Source organism: Uniformispora flossi (genome assembly GCF_049534875.1).
In the GTDB taxonomy this organism is placed as follows: Bacteria; Actinomycetota; Actinomycetes; order Streptomycetales; family Streptomycetaceae; genus Yinghuangia; species Yinghuangia aomiensis.
Genome location: NZ_JBMULZ010000001.1, coordinates 535114 through 553372 on the forward strand (window position 1 = coordinate 535114; position 18259 = coordinate 553372).

Below are 18259 nucleotides of genomic sequence, written 5' to 3' on the forward strand. Positions count from 1 at the left end.
CACCACCGCCACCGCGCGCACCCGCCACGGCCGCCGACGCCAGGGCACTCCCTGCCGTCAGGTCATGCCGCGCACGATCGCGGCCGCCTGGTCCGGGTGGTCGTCGAACCACCGGCCAAGGTGCTCCCGGACGGCATCGGCGACGCAGGTATACACGACGGCGTTGCCCAAGATGTCCCGGGTGCAGCCGTCGTATTCGGGGTGGTCCAGCTTCACCGACACGACTGCGGTCAGGCCCTCGCCGATCCGGGCGGGGTCCACCACGAGCTGCTGCCCACTTGGCTGCCGCCGCGTGTACGCGACGATCGCTTCCGCCAGGCCGTCGCGGAATCCCCGCTCATGCGTGCCGCCGAGGGTGGCACAACTGTTGGCGAACGTATGGATCCGTTCCTCACCCGAACCACGCCAGCAGAAGGCAATGTCCACGGTCCCGGCCATCCTCGGGTCGTCCCGTTCGAACCCGACGATGAGCGGATCACCGGTCGAATCGGCCCGGCCGTCGAGAAGTGCGACGAAGTCCCGTACCCCGTCGGAGTGTCGGAACTGCACGGACCTCGGACAATCGACTTCACGCAGGTCTGTCAGCGAGATCTCCAGTTGCCGGTCCAGCAGCGCGACTTCCCGGAAGCGTCCGGCGAGTTCGTCGAACGAGAACTCCGTCGTCTCGAAGATTCCGGAATCAGGCCGGAACATGACGGCGGCCACGTTCCCCGCATCGGTTCCCACGCCGGTTCCCCCGTCGGTGAGCGACGTCGCGAGGACACCGCATGTGTACTCCCCTACCCAACGGCCACCGGCGCAACGGACTTCGGCGGTCATCCGGGCCGACAGAGCGTTCACCACGCCGGCGCCGACCGGGTAGGCGACAACCCGGCTGCGGCGATATCCAGGTGGTGACCAGATCGGCAACACGGTCAGCCGCTCCTCGAACCTTGAAACGTCCACGGCGGACAACACGCCGGCGCGCCCGCCGGGGGCGACGGCGGTAACGCGGACGCCACCATCAGGCATGAGGGCAACGTCGACTCGCCCTCCTCCACTGCCCATCACCCCATCCACGGCAAAGGCCACGACCTCGTACACCATGTGGTGCAGGCCGCGTTCCCCCGTGGACCCGATGTACATCCCGGGCCGCTTCCGAACGGCTTCGGTCCCGCTGAGCCGCTTGATCGGACTGGTGTCGTATGTGTGTGCGGCATCGCTCACGTGAGCCCCTCCCAAGGCATCCACCGGAGCTGTTCAGATTAGGCGAAAGCCGGGAAAACACCAGGTCAGGCCCCGTTTCATCAACCGTTGGAAGGCCGCGTGACGGCCTCCCCGACGCGGGCCGACCCCTGCACACGCACCCTGCCCCCAAATTCTTCGCACGCCACGACCGAAGGCCGTCACGGCACCATTCCCGGTGGCGCCCCAGCCGCGAATTTCACCACTCGCCAAGCTTCGTGGCGCGGTCGGCCATCAGGCCTCCACCACCGCCCTGCTCCCGGCCATCCCGACACGTCCGCTACAACCACAGGCGACTTCAACGGCGACGAACGCACCGACATCGGAGCGCTGTGCCGGTGGCCCCCGAGCGGGATGCACGGTGGCGGGCGAATCACCAAAAACCTCTGCTACAAAGCCGGTTGGGCCGGGAGTGGATGCGCTTTCGGGGCATGTCTCAAGCGACGTCCGCGACGTGATCCGACCACACCGCACAGCTCTACGATGCCGGGGGCGGGACGCCCTCCCGCCCCGGCACACCGGAAGGACACGCGCCATCTCCCCCGACATCGACTCGGCCATCGCCCAACTCGACCTGCCGGACTTGTCCGCAGCGCGCACAGCCTTGTTGACCTTGCACAGCATTGGCGGTCCGCGCGCGGCCGCCGCCGTCACTGCCTTCCTTGTCCGAACCGAACCGCAATCCCAAGACTTCGACGGCCTGTCCCAAGTCCGTCAGGTGGCCGCGAGGGCCGCTGCCGAACTGGACCCCGATCAAGACCCCGAACCGATCCTCGCCGTCATGTCGTCTTTCAGGGAACATATGGCCCACGTTTCGGCGTCCCGCCCGGTGCGCCTGTTCGGCTTACGGCGAGGCTTTGCGCTGGGCGCGGACCCCATGTACTACTTGCTGCTCGGAGTCGCCCGGCTGCGTCGCCTCAACCCCGTTGACCACTACAGCGGAATGGGGCAGTCCGACCATTGGCGCGTCAGAGCATTCGCTTGTTCGGCCCTGGGAGACACCGCAGATCCTCGGGCCGTGCGCCCACTGGAGGCAGCACTGCGGGACCCGCACGGCCACGTGCGCGAAAGGGCCGCAAACGGCCTCCGTCGTCTCCACAATGCGGGTATTGACTGGGCGCCCGAGTCCGCGGCGGCAACCCTCGCCGACGGACTGGCCGACCAAAACACACCTGCGGCCCTGGCCTGCACCCGCGCGCTCATACGCGCCGACCGCGACGACCTTGTACGTTCGCGGCTCCGGGACCTCACTCCACGCAGACAACGGCACCTCACGCCGACGCTCTATGGCGAGATACCCCCGCTTAAACCGCTGTGGCCAGGAGACACGACCGTCTGACCCTTGCCTGGCGCTTTCTTGATCGGATGGTCGCTGTATGAAATCGATTCTGCTGGCGATTGCGCCGTGGACGATCCTGGCCTTCGGGATAGTGCTCGGTGTTCTCGCGTGGTGCGCGGCGTGCGCGATCGGGAGGGCGGCATACCGCGATCTCCGCCCGCGGCACCCGGTGTTGGCGGTGGGCGGTGCGTCGGCCGCGGGGCTCCTGATGTTGTTCGTCTGGCCCGTCACCATTCCCTGGTGGCTTCACCGTGTGGTGTCGGCGCGCAGCCGTGCCCGGGAAGCAGGGGATGAGTGAGGTCGGGCGGGACTCGCCCGCGGTGACTACGTACAGCCGTCGTAACCGGGCCTTCCGGGCAGTCGCTCGATCGGCCAAGTAGGCGCTGCACTGGACCCTTTGGCGCGGGCGGCTCCGGCTGCGGGCAGCGCCTACTCCGTCGGGATTCCGTGTCGTGCGAGGTGGCGGTTGCCGTAGCCCTTGATACCGGTCACTTCGCGCCCGAACCACGCGGGTGGCGCGAAGCCGTCGGCGGCTTCGACCGACGCGAACTCCACCTCGACCGTCCGCAGGCCCGCCAGCGCGCCGACGTAGACGTCGACGACGGCCTCGACCCCGTCGACGTCCACGGTGAACCGTGTCTTCTCGACCCGCGCTCCCTCGGTCGTGGGCCACAGGGCGGCGAACTGGTCCGGCGAGATCGCCACTTCGGTCTCACCCCGGACCAGCCCCGACCCGGTCTTCACGCAGATGGTGTACGTGCCGTCCACGCTGCGTACCCGCACCTCGGGGTCGCCCGGCGCGATGTAGCCCTGCACGACCGGCCGACCTTCCGACGGCAACGGCCAGTCGCCGTCGACGAGGAACTTGCGCTCGATTTCGGTGCCCATGTGCCGCCCGCCTTCCGTCGGTAGCGCCCCGCAGCCCATCATGGCCCAGCGGCCCCGCGGACGGCCCGCCCCGCGGGTGCGGAACGGATCAGCCCGCCGCGGCACACGCCGTCGCGCCCGATCCTCCGACCGGGTCTCAGAATGGGTACTCGAAGCAACTCCGGCCGCCGAACGAGGCGGCCGCGTGACGGCGCATGCGGCCGCGGTAGCGGGAATCCTCGATCAGGCCGTCGTACGCATCGAATTCGTGCGCGATCAGGCCCGCGGTGTTGCCGAGGTAGACATCGAAGCCGGGGTACATGAGGCCGACGAAGGGCAGGTCGTCGACGTCGACCGCGAGCACCGGGTACTCGCCGTCCGCATCAGGCTCGGTGACGGCGAGCAGCCTGCGTGAGTCCGACCCCCCGGGGAGGAGGAAGCACTCGGGAAAGCGGTCGGCAACGGGGGTATACATTTCGCCCCACATCTCTCCCAATTCGTCCGCCACCAGTTCGTCGAGGCGGCGCGGCGCGAAGTCGCCGTCGTCGTTGAACCAGTCGTGCCGCTCCAGGAGGCTCGTGTCGTAGGCCAGCCACGCCCGCAGGCTCGGCGGCAGTGGGCGGCCGGACGGGAAGACCGCCGCGGCGAGTTCGTCCGCGGCCATCGGACGGGCCACACCGCCGTCCACCCACGGGACGTCCCGGTACGGCAACGCGGAAGCCCCCGGGGCGCGCCGGACCACATCGAGGACCCGTTCGACCAGACCCACTCCATGCACGGCGTCACCCGTGCCCCCAGTCAGCATGGCCGCGACCGTAACACTCGGCTCCGACGCCTCGGACGCGCAGCGCCCCCAGCCTTGGGGAGTTCACGCCACACCCACGATCCTCTCGTCACCTGGTTCGCGGTCATTCGACGAGCTTCCCCGCGGCCGAGACCTCACGCATGAGGGAAGCGATGTCGGCAGGCACCGGCGGAAGTTCCTCGCGTTCGAGCTTGCCGGGGCCGGACCACACCAGGTTGATCCGCAGCGCCGGGTCAGTGGCCGGGTAGTCGGAGCGATTGTGGCAGCCCCGTGATTCCCGGCGTTCGAGCGCGGCTTCGAGCGTCGCGCGGGCCGCCAAGGCGGTGCCGCGCAGGTCGAACGCATGGGCAAGGTCCTGGTAACCGGCGATATCGGGGTGGATGCCGAGGCCGGCCATCCGGCTCTCGGTGGCGTCCAGTTCCGCCAGGCCCCGGAGCAGGCCTCTCTCGTCGCGGACCACTCCCGCGTGCTCGGTCATGGTGTCGCGGATGGCGCGTTGCAGGACCCGGACGTTCTCCCGCCCGTCGCAGGCGAGGAGTCCGTCGATCTCGGCGCGTGCCTCGGCGACCGCGTCCGCCGAGCGCTGCTGGGCGACGTCGGTGGCGTGGTCCTCGGCGCGCACCCATACACCGCCCATCGAGTAATGCGCGGTGGGTGCGATCTCGATCGGGTCCTGCGTGATGTCGCGCATCTGGACTTCCAGGAATGTCTGGTGGACGCGCGGCAGCCGCTCCAAGATCGTCTCGCGCGGGAGGTGCGACACATCCAGCCAGACACCGCCTTTGGGAGTACCGCGCCCCTCCTTGATCTCGGTGTAGGCGGCCAGTGCCACCCGGTCGCGCATAAAAGCTCCATCCGCTCGGGGTCGTACCGCGCCATGAAGCGTTCGCCGAGGGTGTTGAGCAGGCGCCGCTGCACATGAACCGCCACGCCTCGGTTGCCTACCGCGTCCGCCCAGAAGCGGACGCGGAGGGAACTCGGCTCGTTAGCCGACCTGTTGCACTGTCCAGTAGTGGGCGGTGCCGGAAACCCGCTGCACGACCAGACGACCTGTGACGCCGGAATTGTCCACCAGGCTGCCCCAGGAGGCGGAGTGGTCGCCGGGTGTGTGCTCGATGTCGGCGTACACAGGGCTCCCCGGACCGTCGGCGCCGACGGACACGGTCCAGTCCGCGTAGATGTCACCGCAGTTGTCGCTGATGGCCACGTGGTAGGAGTCCGTCACGCGCAGGCATGCCTGCCGGGTGGAGCCGTCGGCGGAGACCTCCATCGTCCCGTTGGGGCGCTGCCGCACCCGCCAGTTCGCCGAGGTCGAGGCGGTGTCCGTGCAGGCGCCGAGGGATACCGCCCCGACACTCCCGCCGGTTTTGGGCCAGGTCAAGCACTTTCCGTCGCTGAGCGCCGGGAACCGGTAGACACCGTCCATCAGTGGGGCGGCTTGGGCGGGCTGGGCAAGCGCAGCAACCGCGGCCAGGGCAGTTGCTGCCACGGCGACGACACGAGAACGCACGGCCAGGGACTCCTCGGACAGTCGTGAGCGAGCCGGTCCCGCGGCACGCAGCCGAGGCCGACTCACCTGCCACCCGGTTGGCGGCGGGATCGATATTCGAACGCAGCGCATCGCACCGCAGCCCGAACGAAAATCCGCCACTCGCCCGGCCGAGCACTACCACCCGAAGGCGTGAAGGGGGTGTGCCCGCATCGTCGTGCCGAGAGCAGGGCCGCGCATCAGGAAGCACGCGGCCAGGGCAGGAATCGGCGCGGCCGAAAGGGCTACCGAAGTCGATGAGGGCTGGGCCATCCGCACCTCACCGCCGGGGTTTCGGCGCAGAGCCGCGCGTGCTGCGCCGCTGCGGTCAGCGGCTGTCCCGGCCGTTGGCGTCGTAGTCGGCGGAGACGAAGTCACACTCGATGGTCAGGGCGGATTCGGTCTCCACCCGTCCGTCGCCCCATTCGGAGCGGCCGAAACCGACGCCGACGATCGTGTATCCGTCGTCAACGCCGACACCTTCGCCGGGCACCCGGCCGTCGGGCACGGCCACCTTGATCGGCGTGCCGTCCTCCAACTCCGCGAGTGCGGCACGCAGGTCGCCGACCGTCATCGCCGACGCCTCGTGCCGGATCAGCACGGCCGCCGGCGGCTGCCCGGGAGGCGACGTGGCCGGTGTGTCGTCGGTGGTCTCGGGAGCGGTCTCCGCATCGGTCTTCGGGTCGCTAGTCATGAAGGCATCGTCTCAGAAGGCCGGTCGGCAGCGGTCCGACATTCCGCGGCTCCACGGCGCTCGCGACCGTCGCATCGGTGCGCCCCGTGGGCCCACGCGGGCCCGGACGCCTCCCGGCCGGCGCGCAAGGTGCGTGAGCAAGCACCGGTGTGGCGGCCGGGCGACTGCTATTACCTCATGGGCAGACACGCAGAAATCTATCTTCGCCAGAGTAGACATTGAGCGATGGCGTGGGTATGGTTTCTCTCGTAGCCGGAGAGACAGCAAGGCCTGGCAGAGGACGAACTGCCGGCAAGCAGTACAGGCAGGACGGTGCGGAAGTCGGAGTCTCGAAGCCGGGTTGTAGCGGTAGGGCGACGGGACCGGCGACCGCACCGGGCGGCCCGCAGTACCAGGGGCCACCGTGAGCAGGACGGTAGAGGCAGTACCAGTAGTTGCAGTTCGCAGATACCGCAGTGAAGTCAGTGGCATTACCTCGGTGAAGGCGTCGGCTGCGGGCGCGCGCACCGGGAGGTTCGGCAGCGGGGTTCCACGCCCGGGCAGTCGCAGGGTGGGCAATCCGAGGCCCGCTTCCGAAGGGTGACGCTTGGTCAGGTCACCCGCCATCAACACCAGCAGTTCGCAACACCAGCAAGACACAGCAGTACCCAGCTCCAAGAAGTCGACCGCCGAGGAAAGAACGGAGGAGCCGAGCGCCATCAGGATCGCCCGGGCGTAAGACCGCTCGGGTACCGCAGGACATCGATAGTGAGGTGGTCTCCGGTCAAGCAACAGCGATCCCCGCATTCCCGACGCCAACACGGTCGGGTCCGCGGACAGCAAGCCGGCGCAGGACCAGGTCGGCAGATGGTGTAGAAGTTCCTTCGGGGCCCTGGTGCCGTACGGCGCCAGGGCCCCTCCACGCGTTCCCCGACACGATGTTCCGCACGAGACCGACACGAGGAAACACGAGGAAATATGAGGAAAGAGGTGCGATGACAGCTGAGGACACGTTCAGCCGTCTCGACGACGACGACTACCCCGCCTACACGATGGGCCGGGCCGCGGAGATGCTCGGCACCACCCAGGGCTTCCTCCGCGCCATCGGAGAAGCCCGCCTGATCACCCCGCTCCGCTCCGAAGGCGGACACCGCCGCTACTCCCGCTACCAGCTGCGCATCGCCGCCCGCGCCCGCGAACTCGTCGACCACGGCACCCCCATCGAGGCCGCCTGCCGCATCGTCATCCTCGAAGACCAGCTGGAAGACGCCCGGCGCATCAACGAACAACTCCGCAAGGACCGCCTGCCCGGCCCGGAAGGCGACGACGCCTGACCCGCCCTCGGCAGGTACCCGCTTGGCAGGGGTGATCCGCCTCTCCCGGGACGAGACAGCGCGGAGGCTTGCCGTGGAGCCCGACCTGCGGGCGCGACGTCTTGAGGGCGTCTTGAGGGCAGGCAACGGCCGCGCACGAGAAGCGCCAACGACGGGGGCGGTCCGCTGCCCTCCGCGGGGCTGGGTTACGCCCGGACGGCGGTGCCGAGCAGCGCCGAGGCGTGGCATGTGAAGCCGAGACGCGCCATGGCTCGGGTGACTTCGTCCGCGGTGAAGTCGCGGGCGTCCTGCCGGGTGACGATGCCCGACCTGCCTGACCGGGTACCGGCGGCGGCCTATGACCACCGGGCCGCTCGTGATGGGCTCGGCCTTGATGCCTTTCAGCTTGCCGCGACCTTCCGGCAACCGGGTGGCATTTTCGCGTGTCGATCGACATATCTACTGCTTGGCACATGTTCGTGCCAACGCTGATGGCATGCCGAATCCCCTGTCTCTGTCATCCCGCCGGGCCCGCGTGTGTGCGCTGGCCGTGGCCGGCCTCACGACCGCGGCGTTTGTGGTGCCGCAGGCCGCTTCGGCGGATCGCGCGGTGCCGCGGTCGGTGCCGACTCCGTCGGCCGACTCTTCCGTGGTCACCGTCAAAGTCGGCGGCGACCGTACGGGACCACAGTCCGTGGGGCCGTTGGCCGGGGTGCGGCTGGCGCTGTTCGCCGAGCCGGAGAACGGGCCGCCCGTCGACGTGGTGTGGGCGGTTTGTACGTCGGATGCCGACGGGGACTGTTCGTTCGTCGTCCCGGACACCGGGACCGGGCAGGCGAACGAGGGCCGCCGGTTCTGGGTCGGGCAGGTGCCGGACGGGGTGCCCGCCGGCTGGTACACGAACCCCCGGCTGCGGGTGGGTCCGGGCAGCGGGAGCAATTCCCAGGACCCGGCGTACGTGTTCCAGACGCCGGCCATGGCGGGCGGCACCACGTACTCCTCGACCGTCTCGGGGCCCGACGGATTCATGCTGAGTTCGACGTACGGCACGAACTACACCGCGTCCGGCGGCGTGTGGCAGAACTCGCGGAACAATCCGCGGCTGCCCGCGCAGTGCGGTACGGATGTCGCCCTGGTCCTCGACCTCTCGGCGTCCGTCGGCTCCGCGCTGCCGCAACTCAAGGAGGCGGCGAACACGTTCGCGGACGCGCTGACCGGGACGCCGTCGCGGATGGCGGTGTTCTCGTTCGACCAGGCGTCGCCGTCGACGAGTGTGGCCGCGAACCACCCCGAGTTGCAGTCGGTGTCGACGAAGGCAGGCGCGACCGCGTTCAAGAACCTGTACGCCGATTGGACGCTGGGCAAGGGCACGAACTGGGACCAGGGCCTGTGGGCCGTCGCGCAGGCGGCCGAGCACTACGAGGCGGTCATCGTGCTGACCGACGGCAACCCGACGCGGTTCGCCGACAACGCCCAGGGAGACGGCTCCAATACGCACTTCCGGGACGTGGAGAACGGCATCTTCTCCGCCAACGCCGTCAAGGCGGAAGGCTCGCGCGTCGTGGCGCTCGGTGTCGGCAGGGGAGTCGAGGGCGTCTCGGCGCTGAACTTGCGCGCCCTGTCCGGTCCCACCGCGTACGACGGGACCAACCCGGGCGGCGCCGACTACTACCAGACGGCCGATTTCGCCGCCGCGGGACAGCAGTTGCGTGATCTCGCGATGGCGCAGTGCAAGGGCAGCATCTCGGTGGTCAAGCAGATCGTTCCCGCGGGCACCACCGGCGAGGACGTCACGGGCGCGGTCAACGCCGGTCCCGGGTGGACGTTCGACGCGTCCACCGCGACACCCGGAATCGGCGGGATGCCCGCCACCGAGACCACGACCGACGACGGCACCGGTTCCGTGGCGTTCCAGCCCTCGTTCAACGCCGTCGACCACGGCGTCTTCACCGTCGCCGAGACCCAGCACCCGGACTACGAACTCGTCACGCAGAACGGCCGCAACGCGGTGTGCACCGACCTCGGCACCGGCAACCCGGTGGACGTGACGAACACCGGTTCCGCGGGCAACCCCGGCTTCTCCCTCGGCCTGGACGCCAGCCAGGCGGTCAGCTGCGTGCTCTACAACCGCACCGTGCAAGCCGCCGACGTCACCGTGGACAAGACCTGGCGGATCAACGGCACCGCCTACGCCCAAGGCACGCAGCCCGACGGCTTCGACGCCTCGCTCACCCTGACCGGCCCGGGCGGTGCCGGCGCCACCTCCCAGCCGTGGGGCACGCCGCGAACCGGCTACCGCGTCGGCGAGCAGGCGACGGCGGCGGAGACCGTGCGCCTGGCCGACGGGTGCACGTTGGACTCGTCGCGCGTGACGTCAGTCGACGGAGAGCCGACCGACTTCCCGCTCCCGCACACCGCCGAAGTCCGCGCCGCGCACCTGCGGATGGGGATCACGAACACCGTCACGTGCACGCAGCCGACCCCCAGCCCGACCGCGACACCGTCGCACACCGGGAAGCCGACCCCCACGCCGCGGCCGACGCCGACGCATACCGGAAAGCCGACGCCCACGCATTCGACAACGACCCCGACGCCGACACACACGGGCAAGCCCACCCCGACGCACACGCATCCGACGACGCACCCGACGCCGACGGCAACCCCCACGCCGACCTCGACCTCGACGGTGCCGTGCTCGGAGACGCCCACGTGGCCGAGCAAGACACCGACCGGTCCGGCGCCGTCGACTTCGTCGCCGTCCGGGCCCCCCACTTCGACCCACCCGAGCCGCTCGCCGGACGCCACCCCGCCGATGACCGCGCATCCCACGCGGTCGGGGTTCCCGTGGGTGCCGCCGGCGGACCCGGGCACCGGCCCCGAAGGGGCAGCGGGACCCGGATCGGATGACGGTCCCGGCGCCGGTCCCGGCAACGGCCACCTGGCGGTCGCCGGCGCCTCCGCGCCCCTGGGCTGGCTGGCCGGATCCGCCGCGGCGGCCTGCCTCCTGGGCGGGGCGGCACTGATCCTCACCCGCCGCCGACGCGGCTGAGCCACCGCACAGCGGAAAGGGCGGCGTCGCCACGGACGCCGCCCTTTCCGACGAAAAGGCGCCCCGTCTGCCACCTCGATCAACCACGGCCAAGGCACAGAGCTCGGGCCGTGGGGGCCTTCCCCGCGGACTCCTCCAGTTGGACAGCCGACAAGGAGGCGCACGTCCGTGCGGGACTGGGCGAATCGGCCTTTCTCGACCTCGCTGCGGGCGCCTCCCGGCAAGGCCGACGAGGACTTACCAGGGTGAGCGGCCGTGCGGGTCCGCTCCGTCTCGGTCGGAACCCGGGCGGAGGCAGTCGCGCACGGACGTACTGACAGCGGCGACCAGGCGGCTGCGGTCCCCCGCCCGGGTGACCAGGACGACGTGGCCCGGTTCCACGCCGTCGAGTGGGACCGTGGTGAGGCCAGAACGGAGGCCGCCCGCGTGCGTCGCTGCCGGGACGACGGCGACGGCCTGGCCCGCGGCGACGAGCTCCAGCTTGTCCTCGATGGTGTCGACGAGCGGGCCGTCGGGCGCGGGGGCTCCGCCGGGGCGCGGATCGAGGCGCCAGTAGGCGCTCCACTCGGCGTCGGGGAAACGCGGCATCGGCTCGTCGGCGATGTCGTCGAGCGTCACGGATTCCTTGCCCGCCAGCCGGTGGTCCGCAGGCACCAGGAGCACCCGGGGCTCGTCGTACAGGACGGTCACGTGGAGGCCGTCCGTACGCAGCGGCAGCCGGGTCACCACCGCCTCCACCCGGTGGTCGAGCAGGGCCTCACGCGGCTCGTCCCACTCCAGGAACAGGGCCCGCACGTCGGCATCGGGGTGGTGGTCGCGGAGATCGCGCAAGGCAGGGGTGACGACGAGTCCCGCGGTGTAGCCGACCACGATCCGGGTGGGCCGGGCCGCGGCCTGGGCCGCGCCCGTCGCCCGCGATGCGGAGCGCAGCAGTGCCCTTGCGAGGGGCAGGAAGGCGTCGCCGGCCTCGGTGAGCCGCGTCCCTTGCCGGTCGCGGTTCAGCAGCCGGGCGCCGACCTGCTCTTCGAGTCGGCGTATCTGGCGGCTCAACGACGGCTGGGCGACGCGCAGTTCGGCGGCGGCGCGGCCGAAATGGCGGTGCGCGGCCACGACGGTGAAGTACCTGACCAGCCGAAGGTCGAGATCCCCGCCGGGAGGCGTGAACGTGGGCATACCTGCGATCGTACGAGCAGTCGTCCCACCCCTCCGGGGTCCGTTCCCGAACTGCCGTGATGCCTGTTGCGTATCACGTGGACCGGAACGGGTCTTGGACGGCGCCCGTCACCCGCTCCTAGCGTGAAGTCGCCGCCCGCCGTGATCGGAGTGCGGGCCGAACCACCCGTTCGAGGAGCACCACACATGCCCGAGCACAGCATCGGCGACGCCGAAAACGCCGTCCGCCGCTTCTACGACGCGCTCGCCACCGGGGACACGAGCCTGGTGGACGAGTCCCTGGCACCCGCCTGGGAGGCCGTCCCCGCCATGCGGACCGGCGGCGGCCCCGACGGCTGGAAGGCCGGCATCGCCCACCTGCGCGGTGTGTTCACCGACCTGGAGCTCACGATCGAGGACGTCGTCGTCTCCGGCGACGGGCAGCTGGTCGCGGTCCGCTCGGTCTGCCGCGGCGTCCACACCGGCGAACTGCTCGGCGTTCCCGGCACCGGCCGCGCGATCGAGTTCCGGGCCTGCGACGTCCACCGGCTGGCCGGCGGCCGGATCGTCACCACATGGCATCTGGAGGACTACTTCGGCATCGCCACGCAGCTCGGACTCACTTTCTCCCGGTGACAGGGAACGCGGCAAGGTCATGAGGTTTCCTGGTGCTCCTCGACGACCGGCTGTAGCGGGAGCACCTTCGCCTCAAGCGCCCTTGGCGACAGCCATGCGGCCCGTCGTCGACGATGGTGAGCACGCGGTGCGCAGTCGGCGCGGGCACCCGTCCTGCGGCGCCGAGGGCCCGGTCCGCCCCCGGCACCCGCGGATGCCGCCGAAGGCCGGTGGTCCTAGACCGTGACGACGACTTTCCTCCCGGCGTGGAGCCCCTGCTCGAGGTGGCGGTGTGCCTCGACGACGTCGTCGAGCGCGAACACCTTGCCGACGGCAGGCCGCAGCTCGCCGCTGCGTACACCGGCGTTCAGAACCGCCGCCATGCGGTTGACCGCGGTCGTGTCGAGGGTGTGTTCGAAGCTCCGGTAGCTGAAGACCGTGACCTGGGTGCTTTCCGGGACGGGTGTGGGCCGAGGGTCGAGGAATCCCGTGGCGACCAGTGTTCCGCCGGGACGGGCTGCTTGCAGGAGATCCCGTTGGCCTGGCCCCCCGACGAGGTCGAGGACGATGTCGGCCCCGGCTCCGCCGGTGTGGCGGCGGACGGCTGCGACGACGTCCATGTGGTCGGTGGCGACGACCTCGGCGGCGCCGGCGGCCGACAGGTCGTCCCGCTTCGCCGTGTGTCGGGTGACGGCGATGGGCAGGGCGCCGATCCGACGGGCGACCTGGACCGCGGCGCGGCCGACGCCGCCGGACGCGGCGGTGATCAGGACGTGGTCCCCGGGCCGCATCCCCGCCTTCTCGACGAGTGCGCCGTAGGCGGTGGAGTACGCGACCCACACTGCCGCCGCCTCCGTGACTCCGAGCCCGGCCGGCCGGGCGACGACCCGGTCGGCAGGGACGGTGGTGTACTCGGCATAGCTGCCCCTGATATTTGCGTCCGGAATGGCGGTGAGGATGACCGGATCGCCGATCTTCAGGCCGGTGACCTCGGAGCCCAACGCGTCGACGACGCCGGTTCCTTCGACTCCGAGGCGAGCGTGCGGCAGCGGGACGGTGGCCGGCGAGGTACCCGAACGCATCATCAAGTCGAGCGGGTTGACGGCGAATGCTTCGATCCTGACCCGTACTTCGTCGGCGGCGGGCTCGACGACCGGCTCCTCGACGGCGTGCAGGACTTCCGGCCCGCCGAACGCGTCGAACACAACGACTCGTGGCATGGTGACTCCTCCGTATCAGGCGCTGGTCGCATTGCCGTGAAAGACGCTACGGAGCCGCGCGTTACCTCCTGGTACCTTCGGCTCCCATGCAGACAGCGGCCGGACACGCCTTCCTCGCCGACTGCCCCACGCGCCTGGCGGTCGAGATCATCTCCGACAAGTGGGCCGTGCTCGTGGTCTTCGGGCTCAGCCGACAGGCCCGCAGGCATGGAGAGCTCGTCGACCTCATCGGCGGCGTCTCACGCAAGGTCCTCACCCAGACGCTGCGTCGGCTCCAGCAGTACGGTCTGGTCGAGCGCCACGCCGAAGCGCCACGGCACGTGCTGTACAGCCTCACCGAACTCGGCCGGACCCTTGTCGAGCCCATCGAGGTCCTGACCACCTGGGCGAGGGACTACGGCGGGGCCATCGCCGACTTCCAGGAAGCGGCGCACGAAAGCTCCCCGAGCGCGAACGCGGGAGCCACGAGCGAACCGACGGTCCGGCACCCCTGACGGTCAACGCGCTTCCACGGCACGATTTCGTCAGCCCAGGTCGGCCAACAGCGCAGCGAGTTCGTTCTCCTGCCGTGCGGGCGCCATCGGCGGGTTCGCGTGGTCGATGCCGAAGGTCTCGAGCATTGCGTCCATCTGGGCGTCGATGGAGGTCCAGCCGGTTTTGTCGAGCGGCTGCAGCAAGTCTTGATCGGCGTCCCACAGGTCGCGCAGCGATTGGGCGGCAGCGTGGGCTCCGACAGCGTCCCCGGAGCGTGCATCCGCCAGCGCCGTCGACGCGAGGGTGCGCAGCGCGTCGACCTTCGCGGGCGGGAAGTTCTTCACCGCCTGGCCGGGAAGCAGCTGAACGGTGGAGGTGGTGTCGGTCTCCGGGGCCGGGCCGACGTGCGGCCGGCTGTGGGCCCAGACCAGGAGCGCCGCGGAGGCGATAGCCAGCAGCCCGAAGCCGGCCGCCGCGATGCGCTCCTTGCGCGGGTTGCCGACGGCCTGTGCGGGGTGGGTGGCGTCGTGCGATTCGGTCACGTCCGACCGGGACACCGTCAGGTAGGCCACCGTTGCCAGGATCAGGCCGAGGAAGATCAAGCTTGTGGTGAACGTGCCCAGCGCGAGACCGGTCGGGTCGCCGGGATTCTCGGCGGCCTTCGGGGAGGCGAGCCAGTCGCCGATGTTCGCGCCCAGCGGCCGGGTCAGGATGTAGGCGAGCCAGAAGGACAGCACCGGGTTCGCACCGCACCGCCACAGCACCGCGATCGCCGCGATGAGCCCGAGCGGCAGCAGTACCGAGACGCCCGGGCTCCAGCCGGTCAGTTCCAGGGTCCAGTCGCCGGTCGCGGTACCGAGCGCGAAGGTGACGAGGACCGCGAGCCAGTAGAACGACTCGCGCGGGAGCGTGGTGATCGAGTGGATCGACAGCGTGCGCTCGCGCAGCCACCACACACCGAAGACCACCGCGAGCAGCACCGAGAAAACCGCGGAGCTGATCCACAGCGGCACATCGAGCTGGTCGGTCAGGATGTCGGTGTACAGGGTGCCCGTGACGCTGACAACGACGACGGTCAGCCAGTACGGGAACGGGACGTAGCGCTTCAGTCGCAGCTGGAGCGCGAGGACCGCCACGAGGACCGCGGTGAAGATCCAGGCCGTGTGCACCAGGCCGACGCCCAGCCGGGTGTTGATCCAGTCGGCGAAGCTCTCACCGACGGTCGTGCAGAGGACCTTGACCACCCAGAACCAGATGGTGACCTCGGGGACCTTGTTGAGCATGAGCCGCCCGCTGCGCGTGCGTGCTTCGGCTGTCGTCGTCATGCCGTGAGGTTCGCGCGGGGAACCTGCACACAACCTGACTACGTGGCCGGACGCGCGGACGGGAACGTCACCTCGACGTGACCGCGGCCGGCCGCGACCGCGCGGACTTCCACCCCGGCCGAGGCGGCGATGCGGCGCACCACAGGCAGCCCCAGGCCATGCCCCTCGCCGCCGGTCACCCCGGCCTCGAAGACCTGGTCGACCTCGGTCGGATCGAACCCGGGGCCGTCGTCCAGGACATCGACCACGATGGCCTCGCCCTGGATGCGCGCGTGGATCCACACACGCGAACGTGCATGCCGCAGGCCGTTCTCCAACAGGGGCGACAACACGGACACGGCGACGTCGACCGCCACGGCGATGTCGGCCTGCGCGGGAATAGCGACCTCGACCGCGCGGCCGGCGATCGCTTGCCGTGCGGCGGAGCGCAGATCGCACCAAGCCCCGCTGTCCGTCCGTGCGCGCGCAGCGGCCAGAATCGTCGTGATCGCCGCATTGAGGCGGTCGACTTCGGTCAGTACCGCCTCCGGTACCACAGGCTCGCCGGACAGCTGCGCCAGCTGCGCCTCGCCCCGCAGGACCGTCAGCGGTGTCCGCAACTCGTGGGCGATCTCGTCGGTCAGTCGGCGCTCGTCCGCCAACGCGTTGTCGACGCGCTCCAAGAGGTGGTCCAGGGTCCGCCCGAGTTCCCCGAACTCGTCGTGGGGAGCTCCGAGGCCGAAGCGGCGCCCGGGCGCGTGATGGCCCCAGTCGTCGGCGAGGGCGGCCATTTCGTGCACGACCCGCAGCGCCCGGCGCACCACCAGGTGCGCGACACCGCCGGCGAGGAGAATGGCGAGGCCACCGAGCATCAGCAACAAGGTCAGGCTGCGACGCTCGGACGTCTCGTAGGGTGTGAGGTCCACGCGCACGACCACCATGACATGGTGGCCGTCGACCGGGACCTCGTCCGCGTACAGGAGGTAGTTGTCGACGGTGGCGGTCTCCGATCGCCGAGCGCCCGCCAACCCCTCGACCCGCTCGACCACGCCCGCCGGTACGTTTCCGTCGATCAGGCGGCCGTCGGCATACACCCACGCGACATCGTCCAGTGCCTCGTTGCCGCTCTCCGTCAGTACGACACTGCCTCCCGCGGTGGTGACGTTCGCCGCGACAGCCTCGGCGCGAGTACGCGCCAGAGCACGCGCGTCGGCTTCCGTCACCCGGCTCAGCAGCACGTGCGAGACCACGACCAGGACCGCGACCACAGCGGTGGCGATCAGCACGGTGAGCGCGACCACCCTGCCGCGGAAGCCTGTTACTGCCATCGGTAGCCCACGCCGCGGACGGTCGTCAGACGTTCGGCCACACCCAGCGGGCCGAGCTTGGTCCGCAGCCGCCGCACGAAGGAGTCGAGCGTGTTGTCGGTGACGTGCGCTCCGTAGGGCCAGCCGGCCGCGATGAGGGCGTGCCGGCGTACGGCGTCGCCCTGCGACGCGATCAGCCGGCCCAGGAGCCGGAACTCGGTCGGGGTCAGACTCCGGCTCACCGAGTCGTGGGTCACCACGTGCTTCGCCGGATCGAGGACGACCTCACGGGGTGCGGGTGGCACGGCGACGCGGCGCAGCAGCGCTCGGACACGGACCAGCAGTTCCGGGATGTCGAAGGGTTTGGTCAGGTAGTCGTCGGCGCCGGCTTCAAAGCCGCTCACCTTGTGATGCAGGCTGTCCAAGGCGGTGAGCATCAGCACCGGCGCGTCGACCCCGCGGGCCCGGAGGGCCAGGCAGACGTCGCGGCCGTCGGCGTCCGGAAGCCGGAGATCCAGGACGACCAGACGCGGCGCCGGTGTGAGCTGCCGCAGCAGGCTTTCGGCCGTCGCGGCGACGGAGACGGTGTGGCCGTCGTGCTCCAAGGCGCGCTTCAGCACGCCGCGGACCGCCGCGTCGTCTTCGCACACCACGATGAAAGCCACGTGCCGACCCTGCGCCCCCGGTCACGACTCCTCCAACGATCCGGCCGCCTTGCGCCGACGGGCGCGCAGGAGCTCCACGACGAGCGGGAGCAGGGACACCGCCACAACGAGAGCGACGATGGGAAGAAGGTCGGTGTCCACGTTGGGGACGGACGATCCGAGTGCGTATCCCGCGAGCACCAGCCCCGCCGACCAGAGCACGCCGCCGACGACCTGCCAGACGGTGAACGTACGGGCAGGGACGCCCAGCACGCCGGCAAGCGGGTTGAACAACGCCGACAGCAGCGATCCGGCATCGAACACATTGACGGCCGGCACCGTTGACGCCATGGCAGGCACCTCGATCCACGAGTCGCGCAGGCCGCATACGGCCCGTCGTTTACACCGTGCCGGTGCGGCGCTGAGAATCCGCTGAGAAGGGGTCCGCGCCTCCTCGCATTCGTCCCTATGCTGGAACCGGCAGCCCCCGCCCGACTGAGCCCGCGCGCGGACCGGCGGGAGCACCACGCGAAGGAAGGGCAGCGGCCGGTATGACGACCCTCAAACAGGCGGCAGCATTGGTCAGCCGTCGGACACTGGTCGCGGCCGCCATGCTCGCGGCGATCATGGCGGCCGTGCTTCTGGTCGCGGTGCCGCACGCGGACCACTGGGAGGACCACCACCCCGGCCAAACCGCGGCGGTCACCCGCGTGCTGCTGGAACACCGCAACGGACGGTAAATCCG

17 protein-coding genes and 3 pseudogenes are annotated in these 18259 nt (G+C 70.2%); 7 read left to right on the forward strand and 13 right to left on the reverse strand.

All coding sequences use genetic code 11. From position 1 onward, the window contains the following. Nucleotides 1-57 precede the first annotated feature (57 nt). Complete coding sequence (locus tag ACPA54_RS02345) at nt 58-1086, reverse strand: DNA gyrase subunit B (RefSeq protein ID WP_423526234.1); 1029 nt, start codon at nt 1084-1086, stop codon at nt 58-60. A gap of 751 nt (nt 1087-1837) precedes the next feature. Between ACPA54_RS02345 and ACPA54_RS02350 the strand changes: the two genes are divergently transcribed. Together ACPA54_RS02350 and ACPA54_RS02355 are read left to right on the forward strand one after the other, a co-directional pair. Further along, entirely contained in the window at nt 1838-2563 is a 726-nt protein-coding gene (locus tag ACPA54_RS02350) for a HEAT repeat domain-containing protein (protein WP_423526236.1), read from the forward strand. A gap of 37 nt (nt 2564-2600) precedes the next feature. Next, nucleotides 2601-2861, forward strand: a complete 261-nt coding sequence (locus ACPA54_RS02355) for a hypothetical protein (RefSeq protein ID WP_423526238.1) — start codon at nt 2601-2603, stop codon at nt 2859-2861. Nucleotides 2862-2992: 131 nt separating this feature from the next. Here the strand turns inward: ACPA54_RS02355 and ACPA54_RS02360 are convergent, their stop codons facing one another. The 5 genes and pseudogenes from ACPA54_RS02360 to ACPA54_RS02380 all read right to left on the reverse strand — a co-directional run bounded on the left by ACPA54_RS02360 (nt 2993) and on the right by ACPA54_RS02380 (nt 6457). Further along, complete coding sequence (locus tag ACPA54_RS02360) at nt 2993-3451, reverse strand: CYTH domain-containing protein (RefSeq protein WP_423526240.1); 459 nt, start codon at nt 3449-3451, stop codon at nt 2993-2995. Nucleotides 3452-3587: 136 nt separating this feature from the next. After that, complete coding sequence (locus ACPA54_RS02365) at nt 3588-4235, reverse strand: hypothetical protein (RefSeq protein WP_423526242.1); 648 nt, start codon at nt 4233-4235, stop codon at nt 3588-3590. Nucleotides 4236-4338: 103 nt separating this feature from the next. Beyond that, nucleotides 4339-5141: pseudogene (locus ACPA54_RS02370) on the reverse strand (FAD-binding protein); the annotation flags it as partial. A 79-nt stretch (nt 5142-5220) separates the two neighbouring features. Beyond that, nucleotides 5221-5745 carry a hypothetical protein gene (locus ACPA54_RS02375; RefSeq protein ID WP_423526244.1) on the reverse strand — a complete coding sequence of 175 codons (525 nt, stop codon included), beginning with the start codon at nt 5743-5745 and terminating at the stop codon, nt 5221-5223. Between the two features lie 346 nt (nt 5746-6091). Beyond that, nucleotides 6092-6457: a DUF6225 family protein gene (locus tag ACPA54_RS02380; RefSeq protein WP_423526246.1), complete on the reverse strand. Its 366-nt coding sequence runs from the start codon at nt 6455-6457 to the stop codon at nt 6092-6094. A gap of 974 nt (nt 6458-7431) precedes the next feature. Between ACPA54_RS02380 and ACPA54_RS02385 the strand changes: the two genes are divergently transcribed. After that, nucleotides 7432-7770, forward strand: a complete 339-nt coding sequence (locus ACPA54_RS02385) for a MerR family transcriptional regulator (RefSeq protein WP_423526248.1) — start codon at nt 7432-7434, stop codon at nt 7768-7770. A gap of 185 nt (nt 7771-7955) precedes the next feature. On the opposite strand, the pseudogene ACPA54_RS02390 reads toward ACPA54_RS02385, so the two are convergent. Then, nucleotides 7956-8175, reverse strand: a pseudogene (locus ACPA54_RS02390) (SCO5918 family protein). 70 nt (nt 8176-8245) lie between these two features. Here ACPA54_RS02390 and ACPA54_RS02395 point away from each other — a divergent pair. Continuing rightward, a complete protein-coding gene (locus ACPA54_RS02395) occupies nt 8246-10798 on the forward strand; it encodes a vWA domain-containing protein (RefSeq protein WP_423526250.1) in 2553 nt (850 codons plus the stop codon). A 237-nt stretch (nt 10799-11035) separates the two neighbouring features. Here the strand turns inward: ACPA54_RS02395 and ACPA54_RS02400 are convergent, their stop codons facing one another. Continuing rightward, nucleotides 11036-11971, reverse strand: a complete 936-nt coding sequence (locus tag ACPA54_RS02400; protein ID WP_423526252.1) for a LysR family transcriptional regulator — start codon at nt 11969-11971, stop codon at nt 11036-11038. A gap of 186 nt (nt 11972-12157) precedes the next feature. Here ACPA54_RS02400 and ACPA54_RS02405 point away from each other — a divergent pair, with 186 nt between their 5' ends. Next, nucleotides 12158-12586 (forward strand): ester cyclase, encoded by a 429-nt coding sequence (locus tag ACPA54_RS02405; RefSeq protein ID WP_423526254.1) that lies wholly within the window; start codon nt 12158-12160, stop codon nt 12584-12586. 215 nt (nt 12587-12801) lie between these two features. On the opposite strand, the gene ACPA54_RS02410 is transcribed toward ACPA54_RS02405, so the two are convergent. Next, complete coding sequence (locus tag ACPA54_RS02410; RefSeq protein ID WP_423526256.1) at nt 12802-13785, reverse strand: zinc-dependent alcohol dehydrogenase family protein; 984 nt, start codon at nt 13783-13785, stop codon at nt 12802-12804. An 86-nt stretch (nt 13786-13871) separates the two neighbouring features. Between ACPA54_RS02410 and ACPA54_RS02415 the strand changes: the two genes are divergently transcribed. Then, complete coding sequence (locus tag ACPA54_RS02415; RefSeq protein WP_423526258.1) at nt 13872-14279, forward strand: winged helix-turn-helix transcriptional regulator; 408 nt, start codon at nt 13872-13874, stop codon at nt 14277-14279. 30 nt (nt 14280-14309) lie between these two features. Here ACPA54_RS02415 and ACPA54_RS02420 read toward each other — a convergent pair whose 3' ends face one another. The 4 genes and pseudogenes from ACPA54_RS02420 to ACPA54_RS02435 all read right to left on the reverse strand — a co-directional run. Further along, nucleotides 14310-15584 carry a COG4705 family protein gene (locus ACPA54_RS02420; RefSeq protein ID WP_423526260.1) on the reverse strand — a complete coding sequence of 425 codons (1275 nt, stop codon included), beginning with the start codon at nt 15582-15584 and terminating at the stop codon, nt 14310-14312. A gap of 38 nt (nt 15585-15622) precedes the next feature. Further along, nucleotides 15623-16891, reverse strand: a complete 1269-nt coding sequence (locus ACPA54_RS02425; RefSeq protein ID WP_423526261.1) for a sensor histidine kinase — start codon at nt 16889-16891, stop codon at nt 15623-15625. Then, nucleotides 16882-17535, reverse strand: a complete 654-nt coding sequence (locus ACPA54_RS02430; protein ID WP_423526263.1) for a response regulator transcription factor — start codon at nt 17533-17535, stop codon at nt 16882-16884. The genes ACPA54_RS02425 and ACPA54_RS02430 overlap by 10 nt, the downstream gene beginning before the upstream one ends. Before the next feature lie 21 nt (nt 17536-17556). Beyond that, a pseudogene (locus ACPA54_RS02435) lies at nt 17557-17805 on the reverse strand (DedA family protein); the annotation flags it as partial. A gap of 260 nt (nt 17806-18065) precedes the next feature. Here ACPA54_RS02435 and ACPA54_RS02440 point away from each other — a divergent pair. Then, a complete protein-coding gene (locus tag ACPA54_RS02440; protein ID WP_423526265.1) occupies nt 18066-18254 on the forward strand; it encodes a hypothetical protein in 189 nt (62 codons plus the stop codon). Nucleotides 18255-18259 lie beyond the last annotated feature (5 nt).